The following is a 20,164-nucleotide window of genomic DNA, read 5'->3' on the forward strand; positions in this document are numbered from 1 at the left end:
TTTTGAAAGAAAAATTTCTTAAAATACTATTAAACCCTAAATATATATTTGGGGTTTATATTATTGTAGCCATCGCTACTGCACTTTCTAAGTTTTCCAGAGGACCTCAGGCAATTAACAATTATCTGATTTTCAAAGGTGTGTTCTTTAATACGCTGGATGAGAAAAATCTCTATTTACGATATCCTGAGCTCTATTCAGACATGAACCACTATGGAGTCTTCTTCAGTTTGCTGATTGCTCCTTTTGCGGTAATGCCGGATTGGATGGGAATTGCCCTTTGGAATGTTGCCAATACTGCTATTTTCCTGTATGCAATTCATAAACTTCCGTTTTCGGATGCTAAAAAGGCACTTTTTGCTTTATTGTGTCTGCAGGAATTTATTACTGCTGCAGTAAGTTTACAATTCAATATAGCTTTGGTAGGACTTTTAATGCTGTCAGCAACATTCATTTACGAAAGAAAAGAAGTACAGTCAGCGACCGCCATTGTAGTAGGAATTTTTGTTAAACTTTACGGAATCGTAGGATTATCTCAGTTTTTCTTTATCAAAAACAAGGTCAAATTTATTCTTTCAGGAATTGTCGTGGCAGTGCTGTGTTTGTGCATTCCAATGATTTACTCCAGTCCGCAATTCGTTATTCAGAGTTATTCAGACTGGGCAACCTCACTGATCTCAAAAAACAATGATAATCAGATATTGGGAAATATGCAGGATATATCATTAATGGGATTTGTAAGAAGAATTTTGGGTGATGCATCCATTTCCAATCTTACCTTTTTGGCTTTTGGGGTTCCCTTGTTTGCATTACCATATATCAGAATCAAGCAATATAAGAACTATGCATTTCAATTGATGATCCTGGCTTCTACATTACTGTTTTTGGTATTGTTCAGTTCAGGCTCAGAATCACCAACATATATTATTGCAGTAGCAGGAGTAATGATCTGGTTTACCCTTCAGAAAGAAAAAACGCCTTTGATTATCGGGTTGCTGGTATTTGTTATTATTCTAACCTGCTTTTCACCTTCGGATTTATTCCCGAAATTTATCAAACAAAATTATATCATTAAATATTCTTTGAAAGCCGTACCTTGTATTGTAGTTTGGTTAAGGGTCATTTACGAATTGATGACCAAAGATTTTGAAAAGGATTACACTTTAAATTAATGTATGAAGAAAATTTCTATTGTTATTCCTGCCCACAACGAAGAAGGGAATGTTGCTTTAGTTCATGAAAAAATAAAAGAAGTTTTTTCGGAACTGAAGAATTATACCTTTGAAATCATTTTTGTGAATGATGGAAGCAGAGATAACACACAGAAGAAGCTGGAGGAACTGTCTCAAAAGTATGAAGAAGTCAAATTTATTGAGTTTTCCCGAAACTTTGGACATCAGCCGGCGGTAAAAGCCGGAATGGATTTTGCTGATGGAAATGCTGTGATTTCAATGGATGGCGATCTTCAGCATCCCCCGGAGCTTATCCCAGAAATGATTCAAAAATGGGAAGAAGGATATGATATTGTTTTTACAGTAAGAACTTATCCTAAACAGATTTCTTATTTCAAAAGGAAAACCTCGGATGTCTTCTATAAGCTTTTATCCAGTCTTTCAGATGTGAATCTTACCAAAGGAGGTGGATCTGATTTCAGATTGATGGATGCCAATGCCGTAGAAGCAATGAGAAGCTTCAAAGAAGATGATCTGTTTTTAAGAGGACTAACCAGCTGGATGGGCTACAAACAAATCGGAATAGACTTTACAGCGGGAGAAAGATTAGCAGGAGAGAGCAGCTATAACCTGAAAAAAATGCTCAAATTTGCCTTTACAGGAATTACTGCCTTTAGTGTTAAACCTCTTTATTTAGCGGCTTATCTGGGGTTCTTATTTTCACTGCTTTCAGTGATTGGATATGTTGCTTATGTTATCCATTCATTTGTGGTGCATACTGAAATCTCAGGTTGGGCATCGTTAATTATGACCATTGTATTCTTTGGAGGGCTGCAACTGATTATCCTGGGAATCATTGGCATTTATTTAGGTAAGATCTTTAAACAGGTTAAAGAAAGGCCTAATTATATTATAAAAAACAAAAATTTTTAAATGGTTTTATTAAGTTTTGATATCGAGGAGTTTGACATGCCTTTAGAATATAAAGGAGAGATCTCTTTTGATAAACAAATCTCTATATCTCAGCACGGACTTGAAAATATTCTAAATATTCTTAAAAAACACGGAGCAAAAGCAACCTTTTTTTCTACCGTAGTCTTTGCAGAAAACAGCAAACATCTTATTGAAAGATTATTAAACGAAGGACATGAATTGGCCTCTCATACTTGGTTTCATTCAGAATTTGAAGACAAACACCTGAAAGAATCCAGAGAAAGACTGGAAGAGTTATTCTCCACAAAAGTGACCGGATTAAGAATGCCGAGAATGATGCCGGTAGATGAAAAAGAAGTGGAAAAAGCAGGATATTTATACAATTCATCCATTAATCCTACATTTTTACCGGGAAGATATAACAACCTTAAAGTTTCAAGAACTTACTTTAATGAAGGAAATGTCATGCAGGTTCCTGCTTCTGTTTCACCGAATTTCAGAATTCCCTTATTCTGGTTAAGTTTTCACAATTTCCCTTTAGCTTTCTATAAAAAGCTGGTAGCTGATGTGTTGAAAAAAGATAAGTATCTGAATATTTATTTTCATCCCTGGGAATTTTCATCCATCAAGGAGGAAGCATTCAAATTGCCTGGTTTTACGGTGAAAAATTCCGGGAAAGATATGGTGGCAAGGTTTGATGCCTTTGTAGAATGGCTTAAAGAAAAAGGTCATACCTTTGGTACCTTTCAAGAATTTCAAAAACAGGTACACGCATGAAAATTGCTTTTGACGCAAAACGTTTTTTCCATAACACCTCAGGGCTAGGTAATTATTCAAGAGATCTGGTAAGAATACTTTCTCAATATGAACCGGACAATGAATATCTGCTGCTCAACAAGAACAAGTCTGAGCGTGGAAAAGACATTCTTGAACGCTCCAATGTTAAGTTTATAGAAACCTCAAAAGGAAAGTTTTCACGCCAGTTGAAAATGGGAAAAGATGCCCAAAAGGTAGGGGCAGATATTTTCCATGGCTTATCTGGTGAATTGCCTTTGAAATGGGATCAGAAACCGATTAAAAAGATCGTTACCATTCATGATCTGATCTTTGTACGATATCCTCAATATTATTCTTTTTTTGATCGTAAAATCCACTTTTGGAAGTTTAAAAAAGCGGCTGATATGGCAGATAAGATCATTGCAATTTCAGAACAGACGAAAAGAGACATTATCGAGTTCTTAAAAGTTCCTGAAAGTAAAATTGAAGTTATTTATCAAGGCTGTCATAAAGCATTTAAAGAACAACAGTTTGCGGAACAGATTCAGATGGCTAAAGACAAATTCAAACTTCCTGAAAGATTCATTCTGAATGTAGGAACCATTGAAGATCGTAAAAACCTTCTGAATGTAGTAAAAGCGATCAAAGACACCGGAATTCCGTTGGTGGTAGTAGGAAAAAAAACCAAATATTATCAAAAAATAGAAAGCTTCCTGAAAAAAAATAAAATGAAAACACAGGTGCAGTTTCTGGAGGGAGTTTCTATGGATGAACTGGCTGTGATTTATAAGCTGGCAGATATTTTTGTCTATCCAAGTTTCTTTGAAGGCTTTGGCATTCCTATCATAGAAGCACTTTTCTCCAAAACAGTAGTGGTAACCAGCAATACAAGTTGTCTGCCGGAAGCAGGAGGGAAAGATTCGGTATATATTGATCCAAACAATGAGTTTGATATCAAAGCCAAGATCAAATTTTTGTGGGAAAATGAATCCGAAAGAAAACGGCGTGAGGAAAAGGGTTTCGAGTTTGTTCAACAGTTCAATGATGAACCCATTGCCAAGAATCTGATGGAACTTTATCAAAAAATTATTTAAAAAAACTTTGGATTTTAAAAATAAATCCTACATTTGCATCATAATTCAATACAATGAAACCAATATTTTTAGCATTACATCATTATTATCATCATCTCTGTTAGGCGGAATTGATTGATATATGTTTGTGCTAAAATCAAAAATATTTAAAAACCGTCTGAGTAAATAGACGGTTTTTTTTGTTTCCTGAATTCTCTTCAGAAATTTCAACAGATCAGTTTTTATTTGCTCGGACTCAAAAAGACGAAATGAGTAAATTAAAAATTGCGATTCAGAAAAGTGGACGGCTGTACGAAGAATCCCTGCAGCTTCTTAAAGACTGTGGAATCTTTATCAACAATGGAAAAGACCAGCTAAAAGTTTCGGTAGATAACTTCCCGATGGAAATCATGTACCTTCGGAATTCAGACATTCCTCAATATCTGGAAGATGGAGTGGTGGATGTTGCTATTGTGGGTGAAAATCTTTTAATTGAGAAACAAAAGCAGTTTCAAATTGTTGAGAAACTGGGGTTTTCAAAATGCCGTGTTTCCATTGCTGTCCCAAAAGAAGTTGAAACCGATGATCTTGGCTACTTCCAAGGCCGAAAAATTGCCACTTCTTACCCTAACACTCTTAAGCATTTTTTAGAAGCAAAAGGAATCACTTCAGATATCCACGTGATTTCCGGTTCCGTAGAAATTGCTCCCAATATCGGGCTTGCAGAAGGAATTTGCGATATCGTAAGTTCCGGAAGTACTTTATTCAAAAACGGATTGAGGGAAACGGTAACGCTTTTAAAATCAGAAGCAGTTCTGGCTCAAACGCCACAATTATCATCCGAAAAAGCATCTATTCTGGATAAATTTCTTTTCAGAATCAAAGCAGTTTTAAAGGCAAAAAATTCAAAATACATCCTGATGAATGTTCCCAATGATAAAATCCAAAAAGTCGCAGATGTACTTCCCGTACTGAAAAGCCCTACGGTGATCCCATTGGCAGAAGAAGGCTGGAGTAGTATTCATTCTGTAATTGATGAAGAGCGTTTCTGGGAAGTTATCGATGAGCTGAAGGAGAATGGAGCTCAAGATATACTCATTATTCCCATTGATAAAATGGTGATTTAAAGAAGAATAATACTGTTAAGAAAAGTAACGAACAGTAAAGAAAAATTAAGATAAGTTAAGTTTAATGAATTCAACAATGATCTAGATGATTCTTAGCGGCTTAAATAAACTTAATGGTTCAAAAAATGAGAGATCAATAAAAAATAATACAAATGAAAATATATCGATATCCAACAAAAGATTCATGGATAAAGCTGGTACAGAGACCTGTTTTTGAACGGGAAGAGATTTCCGGACTGATTGCTGAAATATTTGCTGAAGTTGAAAACAAAGGAGATAAAGCTTTAATAGCATTCAATAAAAAATTTGATAAAGCCGAAACCAAAAACATTGCTGTTACAGAAGAGGAAATAAATAATGCGGAAAATCAGCTTAGTAATGATTTAAAGCAGGCTATCCAAAAAGCAAAAGAAAACATTTTTAAATTTCACGATTCACAAAATCCGGAGATTCAGAAAATAGAAACAGCAAAAGGGGTGGTTTGCTGGAGAGAAAACCGAGCGATAGAAAAGGTAGGAATTTATATTCCCGGGGGAACAGCTCCTTTATTCTCAACAGTTTTGATGCTTGCAGTCCCTGCTAATATTGCTGGATGTGAGGAAATCATTCTGTGTACACCACCAGATAAAAATGGAGATGTTAATCCTGCCATTTTATATACGGCAAAGCTCTGCGGAGTTTCAAAGATTTTCAAAACTGGAGGCGCTCAGGCCATTGCAGCTATGACTTTAGGAACTGAAAGCATCCCACAAGTATATAAAATTTTTGGCCCTGGAAATCAATTCGTAGTAGCAGCAAAAGAGTATACCCAACGGTATGGAGTCGCTATCGATATGCCGGCAGGACCTAGTGAAGTTCTCGTGATTGGTGATGAGCAAGCTATTCCGGAATTCTGTGCTGCCGATTTGCTTTCACAGGCAGAACACGGCAGTGACAGCCAGGTGATTTTTCTAACCACAGACTTTAAAGTTTTTAATGAGGTTATTAGGTGTGTTGAACGTCAAATCAAAGGCTTACCGAGAAATGAAATGGCAGGGAAAGCACTTGAAAATAGTTGCTTTATCTTGTTAAATAGTCTTGAGGAAGCCGTTGAGTTCAGCAATTTATATGCTCCGGAACACCTTATTCTTGCGCTGGGTGAGTTTGAAAAATATATCCCTATGATCCAGAATGCAGGTTCTGTATTCCTTGGGAATTATTCCTGTGAAAGTGCCGGAGATTATGCAAGCGGAACCAATCATACCCTTCCTACAAATGCTTATGCAAAGAATTACAGTGGTGTATCCCTGGACAGTTTTGTGAAGAAAATTACCTTCCAGCATTTATCGAAGAAAGGACTTCAAAGTTTAGGAAAAACAATAGAAATAATGGCAGAAGCAGAAGGGCTTCTTGCTCACAAAAATGCAGTATCAATAAGATTAAAACGATAATATGAACACAATCAGTATCAATACATTAGTAAGAGAAAATATTTTAAAATTAAAACCTTATATAAGCTTCAGAGATCATAATGAGTTTAATGATCCTACTTTTTTAGATGCTAATGAAAGCCCTTTTGGAAAATGGAACCGTTACCCGGATTCTACCCAAAGAAAACTTAAAAACAGATTATCTGAGCTTAAAAATCTTTCTCCCGGACAAATAGCGATAGGAAACGGAAGTGATGAACTCATCGATTTAATCATTAAGATTTTCTGTGAACCTAAAAAAGACTCTATCCTAATGATGAACCCCTCGTTTGCAATGTATGGTTTTTATGCCACGATCAATGAAAACAGGGTTTTACAGTTGAATTTGGATGAAAACTTTGATATTGTAAAAGATGACTTTTTAGAAATAGTACAGAAAGAATCTATCAAGGTTTTCTTTCTATGTTCTCCAAATAATCCAACCGGGAATAGCACTGAAGATATTGAATTTTACCTTCAAAACTTCAATGGGATTGTTGTAGTGGATGAAGCTTATATAGAATTTTCCGGGAAAAAATCAAGTCTTGAGCTGTTGACAAAGTATCCCAATTTAATTGTTCTTCAGACCTTCTCGAAGGCTTGGGGGATTGCAGGAGCCAGAGTAGGTGTTGCCTATGCTTCGGAAGAGATTATTCAGTTGATTAATACCGTGAAAGCACCTTACAACGTTAATGCATTGAGCCAGGAGCTAATTCTGAGTGCTCTTGAAGATGAAAATAAGCTGAAAGAGAATGTACGTGATATTGTAGCAGAGCGTGAATGGCTGAGGAGTCAGTTTAAAGGAATTGCATGTATTGGCAAAATATTTCCAACAGATGCTAATTTCTTTTTAATCAGGCTAAAAGATGTTGACAATGTATATGCACAAATGCTGGAACAGGAAATCTTGACAAGCAGAAGAGATCCGGCTATTCCGGGATGCATCAGAATAAATATAGGAAATCGCCAGGAGAATGAGAAGCTGGTAACCCTTTTAAAAAACATATAAGTATGAAAAAAGTATTGTTTATCGATCGGGACGGAACCTTGATTATTGAACCTCCTACTGATTTTCAGGTGGATTCGCTGGAAAAACTGGAGTTTTATCCTGGAGTTTTGCAAAATCTTTCAAAAATTGCCAATGAACTGGATTATGAATTGGTCATGGTTACTAATCAGGATGGATTAGGAACAGAGAGTTTTCCTCTGGAAACCTTTACGGTCCCTCATGAAAAAATGCTCAGAACCTTTGAAAATGAAGGCATCATTTTCAGTGATATTTTAATTGATAGAAGTTTTGAACACGAGAATCTGCCCACCCGAAAACCTGGAACAGGAATGTTGGCGAAATATATGTATGGTGATTATGATCTCGAAAATTCCTATGTAATTGGTGATCGAAGTACGGATGTGCAACTTGCTAAAAAATTGGGTTCTAAATCTATTTTTCTTAACCAAAGCTTTAATAGTGAATCTGATCTGACAACAACGCAATGGGTTGAGATTTACCAGTTCTTAAAATCCGGAATGAGAAGAGCAAAAGTCTACAGAAAGACCAATGAAACGGAAATAGAAATTGAGATAAATATCGATGGAAAAGGCAAATCTGAAATTTCTACAGGGCTTCATTTTTTTGACCACATGTTGGAACAGATTGCCAGACACGGAAATATGGATCTTAAGATCAAAGTTAATGGGGACCTTCAGGTAGATGAACACCACACGGTTGAAGATACGGGTATTGTTTTGGGGGAAGCCATTTTAAAGGCATTAGGAAAGAAAAAAGGGATTGAAAGGTATGGTTTTCTGCTTCCTATGGATGATTGCCTTTCGCAGGTAGCCATTGATTTTGGGGGCAGATCCTGGCTGGTTTGGGATGCTGAATTTAAAAGAGAAAAGATAGGAGATGTACCCACGGAAATGTTCTTTCACTTCTTTAAGTCCTTTACAGATTCTTCGAGAACCAATTTAAATATTAAAGCAGAAGGAGAGAATGAACATCACAAGATTGAATCTATTTTCAAAGCCTTTGCCAAAGCGGTGAAAATGGCGGTTAATCAATCTGATATCAACTATAATTTACCTTCCACTAAAGGAAGTTTATAATATGATTGCAATAATAAAATATAACGGAGGTAATGTAAGCTCTGTACAGAACGCTTTAAACAGGTTAAATATCAGCTCAGTCATTACGGATGACCCTGAACTTATCCTGAAAGCAGATAAGGTGATTTTTCCTGGTGTAGGTGAGGCCTCGTCTACCATGAAGTTGTTGAAAGAAAAAGGACTTGATCGACTTATTCCAACATTGAAACAACCTGTTTTGGGAATATGTCTGGGAATGCAGCTCATGTGCAAAGGAAACGAAGAAGGAAATACAGAGGGAATGGGAATTTTCAATATCAATGTCAAAAGATTCCCGCCTTTGGAACTCGTTCCCCATATGGGTTGGAACACGGTTTTAGGACAAAGCTCTCCGTTGTTTTCAGGAATTGAAGCTGAAAATGATGTATATTTTGTGCATAGCTATTATTGTGAACTATCGGAATTTACCACATCCGTTTGTGATTACATCCTTTCATTTAGTGCTTCTTTGCAGAAAGATAATTTTTATGCGGTACAGTTTCACCCGGAAAAATCGGGAAGTGTAGGAAGCCAGCTACTTAACAACTTTATAAACTTATCATAATGAAGATTATTCCGGCTATCGATATTATTGAAGGAAAATGTGTGCGTTTATCCAAAGGGGATTACAACACAAAGAAAATATACAATGAAGATCCTGTAGAAGTGGCCAGGGAATTTGAAGACTTTGGTATTCAGTTTCTTCACCTGGTGGATCTTGATGGTGCAAAATCAAAACATATTGTGAATCAGAAAGTGCTTGAAAATATTGCAAAATCTACTTCTTTACAAATTGATTTTGGGGGTGGACTAAAAACCTCGCAGGATATTGAAACAGTCTTTAATTCAGGAGCGAAGCAGATCACTCTAGGCAGTATTGCAGTACAGGATCCTGTATTTTGTCTTCAGATCATTGAAAAATATGGCCCGGATAAGATTATTCTGGGAGCTGATTGTGAGAATAGAAAAATCAAAACCTCCGGCTGGCAGGAAGAAAGTGATAAAGACATTATTGATTTTATTCTGGAATATCAGAAAAAGGGAATTAAAACGACCATATGCACGGATATTTCGAAGGATGGAATGCTGGAGGGACCTTCAACAGGTCTTTATACTGAAATTTTATATAAAACGTCGTTACACTTGGTGGCCAGTGGTGGAATTTCGGGGATTAAAGATGTCTATAAAATGAAAGATATAGGATGTACAGGAACAATTATCGGAAAGGCTATTTATGAAGGGAAAATAAGTCTGAAACAACTTCAAAATTTTATTGAAAATGCTTAAAAAAAGAATTATTCCATGTCTGGATATTAAAGATGGAAATACAGTGAAGGGAATCAATTTTGAGGATCTGAAAAATGCCGGAGATCCTGTAGAACTGGCTAAAAAATATGAATTGGAGGGTGCGGATGAACTTGTTTTTCTTGATATTACAGCTACCATTGAAAACAGGAAAACCTTCGTGGAGTTGGTACGGAAGATCGCTCAGGAGTTGAGTATCCCGTTTACTGTTGGGGGTGGAATAGCCTCTGTGGAAGATGTGAGCAAGCTTTTGGAAGCGGGAGCGGATAAAATCAGTATCAATTCTTCAGCTGTAAAAAATCCGAAGTTAATCTCTGAGTTAGCCAATGAATTCGGGAGCCAATGTGTGGTAGTTGCTATAGATACCAAAAGAGTAGGCTCAACTGATCTTGTTCATATCAAAGGAGGAAGAGAGGCTACAGAGCTTGATACGGTAGAATGGGCAAGGAGAGTGGAAGCTTTGGGAGCTGGGGAAATCCTGTTAACCTCCATGGATGGTGACGGAACTAAAAACGGCTTTGATCTCAATATTACCAAGCAGGTTTCAGAGCGGGTAACCATTCCTGTGATTGCTTCCGGTGGAGCCGGAGCTGTAGATGACTTTGTTAAAGTATTTAATGAAACCAAGGCTACAGGAGCTTTGGCAGCCAGTATATTCCATTTTAATGAAATAGGAATTCAGGATTTAAAACAACAATTAAAAACTCAAAAAATACAAGTACGATGAATATTGATTTTAATAAAGAAAACGGATTGGTTCCGGTGGTGATTCAGGATAACCGAACGCTGCAAGTTCTGATGCTGGGCTATATGAATAAGGAAGCTTTTGAAAAAACAAAAAAAGAAAAAATAGTTACCTTTTTCAGCCGTTCCAAAAACAGACTCTGGACAAAAGGAGAAGAATCGGGTAACTTTTTAACCGTAAAAAGTATTGATATAGATTGTGACCAGGATACGATACTGATTAAGGTCATTCCCACAAATACAGTATGCCATACCGGAAGCTTCAGTTGTTTTGGAGAAAAGACTTCAAAGGGTTTTTTATACGAACTGGAAGAAAAAATATCCCAAAGGATTGATGACAAAGTTGATGAATCCTATACCTATTCACTGTATCAGAGAGGAATGAACAAAATGGCTCAAAAAGTAGGAGAAGAAGCTGTAGAATTAGTTATTGAGGCTAAAGATAATAATGAAACTCTCTTTAAAAATGAAGCCGCTGATCTCTTATATCATTTACTCATTTTATTAAAAGCAAAAGGATTTGCGCTGGAAGAGATAGAAGAGGTTCTCCAAGGCAGAAATCAATAAAACCTTTGAAATTTTTTCAAAGGTTTTTTTATTGAAAAGATACGACAGCTTTTGTCGTTGTGCTGTGGTAGCTTTGGATAAAATAGTATAAAATCATAAAAATGTAATGAAATTCCATAATTCATTACAAATATTTGGTGTTAAATCACATGGATATGATTTGTATTAACGAAAAAAAGTTAAATTTGCGCGAATTTAAAAACCTAATCATTAAACTCAAAAACAACACGGGAATGAAAAAAATTTATCTCGGTGCATGTACTATATGCACGGTTCTGGGTATGTCTGCTCAGGAAGTACTCTGGCAGAAAGACATCCAATCCACTACTCAGGATTTTCTAAGTCAGGTGACTACGACCATCGATCAGCAGTATCTTATTACAGGCAGCTCTATACAGAGCGATAAACTCCAACAAGGCAATAAACAAAACAACGGCTATGATTTTCATCTGGCGAAGCTGAATCAGCAGGGAGAACAGGCTTGGGAAAAGTATTTCTCAGGGCAAAATCATGACTATTTATCCGCAACAGTAAGCACTCAGGATGGAGGATTTCTCTTAGCCGGAACTTCTTATTCAGGAAAAGGACTCGATAAAAAAGATGATTCCAAAGGTGGTTCCGATATATGGCTCATCCGGATCAATGAATTCGGGGATGAATTATGGCAGAAAACATTGGGCACTTCTTCTGATGAGGAAGCTAAATCTGTTATTCAAACGACAGACTTAGGCTTTTTTGTCGCCGGAAATGTTCAAAACTCTTCCAAAGGCTATGGTTCCAAAGATGTCTGGATAACCAGGCTCGACAAAGACGGTAAAGAACTTTCTCAATTGATATTAGGCGGAAAAGGCTTAGACGAAGTCGAAAAAATGATTCCAACGAAGGACGGTGGAGCTTTATTAGGAATTTATTCCAGAAGTCCTGAGGTTCGTGATATGGGTTCAGGAGCCAGAACCCACGAAGAGAAGTCTTTAGGTGAACAATCTGTTACTCCAACAGCCATTAGCCGAAAGCCAAAAGCCAGCAGCAACTTCGGCGAAGGCGACTACTGGATTGTCAAACTGGATAAAAATGGAAAAGTAGAATGGGAAAAGAACTTTGGAGGTAAGGGAGACGACCATATCAGAACTTTGGCTTTAACATCAAGCGGTTATGTTATTGGTGGTGAATCCCGATCCGAACGATCAGGAAACAAAACAGTAGGTATTGAAGAAGGTACGGATCTATGGCTGATTGCCCTTAATGAAAGAGGAGAGGAGCAGTGGCAAAAGTCCTACAATTTCAAAAACCGTGATATTCTGATGGGAATGAGTGTGATTCATTCCGCAGATGACAAGTCTTCAAAAGGAATTTTACTTGGTGGTTACACTCAAGCCGAAGGAAGAATACAAAAAGATGATGAGACCTTCTGGATGCTGTATTTAGACAGCAACGGGAATGAACAGTGGAGAAAACATATAACAGGAGAATCCCGACAAAAAGAGGAAAGACTTTCAGATTTAAAGCTGAACAGAGATGGTTCTATTGTGTTAGCGGGAACCAGTGCCAAAGAATTAGGGAAAGAAAACTGGAAGATTGTAAAGCTTGGCGACAAGCAGGTAAGTGATCTGATTGCCAAATATGAAATGAAGATCTATCCGAACCCGGTATCAGACTATGCCTACGTAGAAATTGGTTTTGATTTTAAAGAGGCTGATATCATGCTCTATGATATGAGCGGAAGACAGCTTCAGAGCTTCAAAACTAAGAACAGAGTAACTAAGATTGATACCCAGGCTTTGATACAAGGAGCATATCTGGTGACCATAAAAACTGATAATAATAAAACAGCGAATGCAAAGCTGATTAAGAAATAAATACAAATTAATTAATAATGAAAATGACACAAAAAATATATTACTTTGCTTTTCTATTATTCCTTAGTATTTCTTATAGCGCCCAGAATAATTTAGAATCGAATGTAGGTATTAAAAGCGAAAAATTCATAGTTCCTACAACACCAGATTCTTATAGTCTTTTTAAAGCTACAGATTTTCCTGTAGATTATAGAACAGGTAAACTGAATGTACAAATACCTATTTATAATATAAAGGTTGATGGTATTGATATTCCCATTAAGTTATCATATAATACAGGAGGTATTAAAGTAGATGAGATTTCAAGTGTTACAGGTTTGGGGTGGACATTGGGAATACCCAACACAATTACTGTAGAGCAGCACGGAAAAGAAGACCTGGGGACAAACGATGGGGGATCATGGTTTCCAAAACAACCTTCTGCATATCAATATTCAACTTTTATGTCATTGACTGAACCAGCCAAATCAATGTTTTATAACTTGTGGGAGCAGAACAGTCAGTTTAATACTCAACCCGATATTTACCACTATAATCTACCTACAATTTCAGGTTCTTTTTTTAGAGGTAGTAATGGACAGTTTCATTCAATTCCTTATGAAAATGCTATAATTAGTTATTTGGATGGTGTCTTTTCTATTACAGATCCTAAAGGTGTTAAATATATTTTTTCGAAAAAAAGTTTTATAGATAGGAGAAATATATCATCTCTTATGTCCGAAGTTAATGTAACAACCTATTTTTTAACAGCAATCAATCTTCCATCAGGCAAAACTATAGGTTTTGAGTATGATAAAATGCTTAAACATAAAAAACAAATACGTAATAATAGTTTACAATTTTCTACAAACTCAATACTTTTACAATTTCCATCGGGAATCACAACGTATGATAATTTATGTGCGGACAAATTTAAAAACACACACAGTACAACTACAAATTACTTTACAGATCTCTTACTAACCAAGATAACTTTCCCATCGGGAACAGTTGAATTTAATTATACAAATACTATAACTGGTAGCTTAGGAAGAAAAGATATTGACGGACTGGAGGGATATTCTTTTGCTTTAGATAATATAAAGGTTTTTTCACATTCATCTTTGATATCAGGTTTTAAAACGAACTTAGATTATTTTAATAATGGAGTTTCTAATACCCCATATCAAAATTATAGATTAAAGTTGAAAGGAATAAAAAACATATTAGATAGTTCTGAGTATTCATTTGAGTATAATGAAAATAATCTTCCTTCTCTAAATAGTTACTCAAAAGATTTATGGGGATATCATAATGGAAAAAATAATTCTTTTAAGGCTATTTATCCGCATTTATATACTATTCCACAATCATCCGATGGTTCTGACCGATCTGTAAATGAAGTTGCAGCAGAATCTTTTATTTTAAAGAAAATCAACTATCCTACCAAAGGATATTCTTCATTCGAATATGAAGGAAACAGAATCTGGGAGGAAGCTCTTATTCCTACAATTGAAGAAGAATATTTAAATAATATTTACGGAGCATTTCATAATGAGGATGAATTTAATATTGAAGAATATTCTTCGGAATTTTATTTGGATTATAATGTGAGCAACCCTTCAGATTCAATTACATATCATATTGATTTCGGTAATAGTTGCTTAAATAGTACTCCTATAGGAACTCCCCAGTCTATCAATGAAAGAAGCAACGGATATGGATACCTGCAAGAATTGCAGAATAATGGTACCTGGAAGATTCTTCAGCAATATTATAGAGATGCCTCAGGAAAGCCGTACTTTATTCCAAAAAGTATAAAAAAAATGATAAATGGTACTTTACAAGAAGTTCCGTTTCATGATCCAACAAAGAAAAAAAGACTTAAAGTTATGCTTCAGAGAAATGATCCAACGGCATACTGCTCTGCTTCAATAAGCATAACAAAGCAAAAGTATTTTAAAAAACAAGTTAATCAGAATACTATTGTAGGGGGATTAAGAATTAAATCTATTTCTGATTTTGATGGGGTTACGACTTATCAAAGGAAAACATTTGATTATACGGATCCAGGCCATTCTTTACAAAGATCCTCGGCTAGGTTTACATCACCATTAAAATTTGTCAAAATACTGGAGAATAGATACCATAAAAAAATTATGGATGCATTAAATAATCCTAATGGTAATGGAATGCAAAATGGGCCACCCGTTTATATTTTTCCAGATCCTTGTTTTGGATTAGAAGTATCAGATAATCAAGCAGAATCAAGTAGTGTTTTCGGAAATGATGTGGTGACCTATAAATATGTAACTGAAAAACATAATGGTAAAGGAAAAACTTTATACCAGTTTGAAGAAGCCGGAAGGGATTTAGATATTTATGATCCTAATGCTCAATGGGACCCATATGAATTTGTAAATAAAAACCCGATATCAATAACAAAATACAATGAGAATGGTGCAATTGTGGAAACAGATACAATGTTGTATAGAACCAATTACATTAAAAATGACCTTTCAATTGATAGAATTGATCATTATAAGGACAGAATTGCTTCTTCAACAAATTTTGAACTTCTTCAATATTGTACAAATAGAGAATGTAATATCCTTGACTTTTACATCAAAGCATCTACTGAGAATTATTTAAAAAGTGGAAAATTGCTGCTTGATAAACAAATAAACACTCAGTATTTTTCAAATGGTAACAGTATTACTAAAATAAATTATAATTATTATGAGACGGATCTAAATAAGGCCATCAATTTAAAAAATACAACGAGTATTTTTCCGTCAGGAGAAATTACGCAATCTGCTTACCAATATGCCTATGAAAAAGGCAATCAGAAACTGATTTCGGCCAATATGGTTGAGCTAGCATTGGAAACAGAGGTTAAGAAGAATGATAAAATTATTTTCAAAGAAGAAACTAAGTATGACGATCCTGCTACATTATTTCCGACCTCAGTATTGTCTTATGATCTCCAAAATCCTAATCAGGGATCAACAGAATTGAGTTATGATAAGTATGATTCTAAAGGGAATATTGTGCAGTATACTAACAGATCGGGAGTATCAATAGTCATTATCTGGGGGTACAACCAAACTCAGCCTATTGCCAAGATTGAAAATGCAAAACTCGAAAGCATTGGGCAACCTTTTATAGATAGTATAGTGAATGCCTCTAATCTGGATGCTGCCGCTGAAAGAAATAATGATGAAACCAATCTGCACAATGCCTTTAAGGACTTTAGGAATAATTTGTCCGGTTATCAGATCACAACCTACAGTTATGATCCATTAATTGGAGTAAGAAGCATTACCCCTCCCTCCGGAATCCGTGAAGTTTACCTTTATGATACTGCCGGAAGGCTTAAAGAAATCAGAGAGCATAATAATACCGGAAAACTATTAAAAGAATTCAACTACCATTACAAAAACTAAGACGATGAAAAAACTTATAATTCCCATAGGCATGCTGCTGATAAGCCATTCAGTCCATGCGCAGCTTACCCCGGGAGAAAACTATATCCAATCCAAGACCTATCTTGATTATAATGGAACGACCCCTTCAAAAACCTCAGAAACCGTTCAGTATTTTGATGGTTTGGGAAGACCTAAACAGGTAGTGAATGTAAAAGCCTCTCCCTTGGGAAAGGATGTGGTTACTCACATTGAATATGACCAGTTCGGAAGACAGGTAAAAGATTATCTTCCCGTACCTCAATCAGGAACTTTGAATGGGGGGATTATTCCCAATCCTTTATCCAATGCCAGCAATTCTCCTTATGGCTCAGAAAAGATCTATTCCGAGAAAATATTGGAAAACTCTCCTTTGAACAGGCTTCAGCAACAGATCCAGGTGGGGAATGACTGGAGTACTAAGCCTGTGAAGTTTGGGTATGAAGCTAATGTTCTTAATGAAGTGTACCAGCATATTACCACTACCACCTGGGAAAACGGAGCCACTAAAAGTGGGATAAGTTTATCTCCAGCTGTTTTATATGCACCTGGTACCTTGTATAAGAATACAGTGACAGATGAAGATGGAAATCCAACGGTGGAGTTCAAAAACGGAAAAGGCCAAACCTTGTTGGTAAGAAAGCTGATGGGCTCCACCGAGCAGGCAGATACTTACTATGTCTATAACGAATACGATCAGCTGGCCTTTGTAATTCCTCCCAATGCGGTTCAAAAACCTATTAATGAATCACTGCTCAATGATCTCTGTTACCAGTACCGTTATGATGGAAGAGGAAGACTGGTAGAAAAGAAACTTCCTGGTAAAGGTTGGGAATATATGGTGTATGATAAGGCTGATCGGTTAATATTTACCCAGGATGCTAATATGAGCCCAACGAATAAATGGTTATTTACAAAATACGATGCATTAGGAAGAGTAATCATAACAGGTATTGTGAGTGGGAGCAGCAGAGCTTATATGCAGACAATGATTGGAGCGGCGGTGATGACTGAGAATGGATCTGCCACCGGCTTTACAAAAAACGGAATGCAGATATTTTATACTAACACCAATTTCCCTTATCTTGAAACAGTCTTTTCGGTTAATTATTATGATATTTATCCGGGGTATAACTTTAATCCATCATTTCCTTCTACCATTCAGGGAGTAGAAACACTAAAAGAAACGGTATCCCCGGAAGGGAAAAGTACCAAAGGACTTCCTTTGATGAGTCTGGTAAAAAATATTGAAGATGACAACTGGACCAAGATTTATACGTATTATGATCCCAAAGGACGAGTGATAGGAACCCATTCCATTAATCATTTGGGAGGCTATACCCAAACAGAATCCAAGCTGGATTTTGCAGGACTAGCCCAAACGGTGATCACCAAACATAAGAGACTGGAAACAGACACAGAAAGAGTCATCACAGAAACCTTTGACTATGACCACCAGAACAGACTTTTGGTTCACAAACATCAGGTAGATGCTAATCCGACGGAAATCCTTACCCAGAATACCTATAATGAACTTTCCCAGCTGGAATCTAAAAAAGTGGGTGGAATTGCTGCAGGATCTGCGCTTCAGCAGATAGATTATAAGTACAATATCCGCGGCTGGATGACTAAGATCAATGATCCTTCGAATCTAAATGGAAAATTGTTTGGGTATGAAATAAAATATCATAATCCTGTATCTTCAGCAAAATCACCTGGGAAGTTTAACGGAAATATTGCAGAGATCGACTGGAAGAATTCTTCAGAAGATATTCTGAAAAGATACAACTATGAATATGATCCTCTGAACCGTTTAAAAAATGGCTTTTACTCAGAACCTAATGCCACTAATCCTGCCAATGGTAATTTTGATGAATATCTTACCTATGATCTGAATGGGAATATCAATACTTTGCAACGGAAAGCCACTCCAGTATCAGGTCAAACTCCTGCATTGGTAGATAACCTTGAATATAAATACACCGGAAACCGCCTGAATCAGGTAATAGAATCTGCGATGAATGATACCGGGTATGAAGGCGGTAATAATATAATAGATTATGATGTGAACGGAAGTATGATCAATATGAAGGATAAGGGAATCAATACTATTGGTTATAATCATCTTAGCCTTCCCAATGCATTTGCAATGAGCCATCCGGATCCTATTATTGTTGGTCAGCAAACTAGTGCTAATCTTGGATATTTATACCGTGCAGATGGTACCAAACTAAGAAAAACCTATTCAACCCGGCCTCCGAGAGGATCGGTTAGAACCAGTATGACCGATTATCTGGATGGCTTCCAATACTCATACCGGGAGGGTGGAGGACTCTGTCTGACCTGTCGTACCGAATCTGCTTTTGAGGAGCAAGCTTATGGAAGTCTCGAAAAAACCTTTCCTAATATAGGAGATCCCCCAGCATGGAAACTGGATTTTGTACCCACTTCAGAAGGCTTTTACAGTTTCACAGAAAACCGTTATATTTACCAGTATAAAGATCACTTAGGCAATACCCGGGTAAGTTTTGCCAAAGACAGCGCAGGGGTTCTGGAAATTACCGATACGAATAACTATTATCCTTTTGGTCTCAACCATATCTCAGGAATGCTTGGGGCTTCTAATTTTGGAGGGTTATATAGTTATAAGTACAATGGAAAGGAGCTGCAGGAGACTGGTATGTATGATTATGGGGCTAGGATGTATATGCCGGATTTAGGAAGATGGGGTGTTGTGGATCCTTTGGCGGAGAAGATGAGAAGATGGAGTCCATATAATTATGCTTTTGATAACCCAATAAGGTTTATTGATCCGGATGGACGAGCTCCTAAGACTGATTTCACCTTTAATATAAAAACAGGTGATGTAAAACAAGTTGGAGAAACGAATAATCTTCCTGATAGAATTATTAAAACAGATAAAAATGGAAATGTAGCATATAATAAAAAAGGAGAAGCTAAAGTAGAAGTAGCTAATATTGCGAAAGGAATTTTAAAGGATGGCCAAAACTTTAAAACTAGTGACAATATTATTGATGTTGGAGAGAAAGGACAACCTACCTTAAAGCAGTTAGAGGACTTTGCAGTTAAGCTATCTGATTATGTAGGAGTTGAGTTATCTGGAGCCTATTTATCTAATGAAGACTCGAAAGATGCCAAAATTAATAGCGTTTATATGGATGATTATGGAGGTAATTCTTATTCAAGCTCTATTACAACTATTAATCGAAATGACTTAAAGAGACGTGGATTATATACAAATACTAGTTTTCATACACATCCTACATTGGGGTATAGTAGAAGTGCTAGTACATCTGCTTCACAAGCTGATAGAGATTTTAGGGATAGCTGGAAGGAATACAAATTAGTTCATAATTTTATAATATTAACAAGACCTGAAACTGGGCCTGGTGTTGAAAAAGTAGATTATACAAATGATTAAATACTATGAAAATGAAGTTTCATTTAATTTTGGCTTGTTTTCGGAGGTTGCGGGAGCGCTGTTTTTGCAGCCGGTGTTCCTGATATTGGCATCGGACTTTTAGGGGTTGCTCTTGCCTTCGGTCTTACTGTTCTTACCATGGCATATGCTGTA

The 20,164-nt window shown here is 36.4% G+C and carries 15 protein-coding genes and 1 pseudogene; all 16 read left to right on the forward strand.

Annotated elements, in window-relative coordinates:
• Positions 1-2: 2 nt before the first annotated feature.
• The gene (locus NBX25_RS18200) at positions 3-1,172 is read left to right on the forward strand and encodes a glycosyltransferase family 87 protein (RefSeq protein ID WP_123911598.1); all 1,170 of its coding nucleotides are present in this window, start codon (positions 3-5) and stop codon (positions 1,170-1,172) included.
• 3 nt (positions 1,173-1,175) lie between these two features.
• On the forward strand, positions 1,176-2,105 hold the full coding sequence (locus NBX25_RS18205) for a glycosyltransferase family 2 protein (protein WP_250254755.1): 930 nt from the start codon (positions 1,176-1,178) through the stop codon (positions 2,103-2,105).
• Positions 2,106-2,882, forward strand: a complete 777-nt coding sequence (locus NBX25_RS18210; RefSeq protein WP_250254756.1) for a polysaccharide deacetylase family protein — start codon at positions 2,106-2,108, stop codon at positions 2,880-2,882. It abuts the gene before it with no gap.
• Positions 2,879-3,976, forward strand: a complete 1,098-nt coding sequence (locus NBX25_RS18215) for a glycosyltransferase family 4 protein (RefSeq protein WP_250254758.1) — start codon at positions 2,879-2,881, stop codon at positions 3,974-3,976. The genes NBX25_RS18210 and NBX25_RS18215 overlap by 4 nt, the downstream gene beginning before the upstream one ends.
• A gap of 248 nt (positions 3,977-4,224) precedes the next feature.
• Positions 4,225-5,082: an ATP phosphoribosyltransferase gene (hisG, locus tag NBX25_RS18220; protein ID WP_250254760.1), complete on the forward strand. Its 858-nt coding sequence runs from the start codon at positions 4,225-4,227 to the stop codon at positions 5,080-5,082.
• Positions 5,083-5,234: 152 nt separating this feature from the next.
• Complete coding sequence (gene hisD / locus NBX25_RS18225; RefSeq protein ID WP_250254762.1) at positions 5,235-6,512, forward strand: histidinol dehydrogenase; 1,278 nt, start codon at positions 5,235-5,237, stop codon at positions 6,510-6,512.
• A 1-nt stretch (position 6,513) separates the two neighbouring features.
• Entirely contained in the window at positions 6,514-7,539 is a 1,026-nt protein-coding gene (gene hisC, locus NBX25_RS18230) for a histidinol-phosphate transaminase (RefSeq protein WP_250254763.1), read from the forward strand.
• 2 nt (positions 7,540-7,541) lie between these two features.
• Positions 7,542-8,636, forward strand: a complete 1,095-nt coding sequence (gene hisB, locus NBX25_RS18235; RefSeq protein WP_250254764.1) for a bifunctional histidinol-phosphatase/imidazoleglycerol-phosphate dehydratase HisB — start codon at positions 7,542-7,544, stop codon at positions 8,634-8,636.
• 1 nt (position 8,637) lies between these two features.
• A complete protein-coding gene (gene hisH / locus NBX25_RS18240) occupies positions 8,638-9,219 on the forward strand; it encodes an imidazole glycerol phosphate synthase subunit HisH (protein ID WP_250254766.1) in 582 nt (193 codons plus the stop codon).
• Positions 9,219-9,941 carry a 1-(5-phosphoribosyl)-5-[(5-phosphoribosylamino)methylideneamino]imidazole-4-carboxamide isomerase gene (hisA, locus tag NBX25_RS18245; RefSeq protein WP_250254768.1) on the forward strand — a complete coding sequence of 241 codons (723 nt, stop codon included), beginning with the start codon at positions 9,219-9,221 and terminating at the stop codon, positions 9,939-9,941. The genes hisH and hisA overlap by 1 nt, the downstream gene beginning before the upstream one ends.
• A complete protein-coding gene (gene hisF / locus NBX25_RS18250; RefSeq protein ID WP_250254769.1) occupies positions 9,934-10,686 on the forward strand; it encodes an imidazole glycerol phosphate synthase subunit HisF in 753 nt (250 codons plus the stop codon). Before hisA ends, hisF begins: the two co-directional genes overlap by 8 nt.
• Positions 10,683-11,270 carry a bifunctional phosphoribosyl-AMP cyclohydrolase/phosphoribosyl-ATP diphosphatase HisIE gene (hisIE, locus tag NBX25_RS18255; RefSeq protein WP_250254771.1) on the forward strand — a complete coding sequence of 196 codons (588 nt, stop codon included), beginning with the start codon at positions 10,683-10,685 and terminating at the stop codon, positions 11,268-11,270. Before hisF ends, hisIE begins: the two co-directional genes overlap by 4 nt.
• Positions 11,271-11,503: 233 nt before the next feature.
• Complete coding sequence (locus NBX25_RS18260) at positions 11,504-13,126, forward strand: T9SS type A sorting domain-containing protein (protein ID WP_250254772.1); 1,623 nt, start codon at positions 11,504-11,506, stop codon at positions 13,124-13,126.
• A 17-nt stretch (positions 13,127-13,143) separates the two neighbouring features.
• Positions 13,144-16,551: a hypothetical protein gene (locus NBX25_RS18265; protein ID WP_250254773.1), complete on the forward strand. Its 3,408-nt coding sequence runs from the start codon at positions 13,144-13,146 to the stop codon at positions 16,549-16,551.
• Positions 16,552-16,555: 4 nt separating this feature from the next.
• Positions 16,556-20,011, forward strand: coding sequence for a DUF6443 domain-containing protein (locus NBX25_RS18270; protein WP_250254774.1), 3,456 nt, complete (start codon positions 16,556-16,558; stop codon positions 20,009-20,011).
• A 27-nt stretch (positions 20,012-20,038) separates the two neighbouring features.
• A pseudogene (locus NBX25_RS18275) lies at positions 20,039-20,164 on the forward strand (aquaporin); the annotation flags it as partial.

It is taken from the genome of Chryseobacterium sp. Marseille-Q3244, from assembly GCF_940807095.1.
Taxonomy (GTDB): Bacteria; Bacteroidota; Bacteroidia; order Flavobacteriales; family Weeksellaceae; genus Chryseobacterium.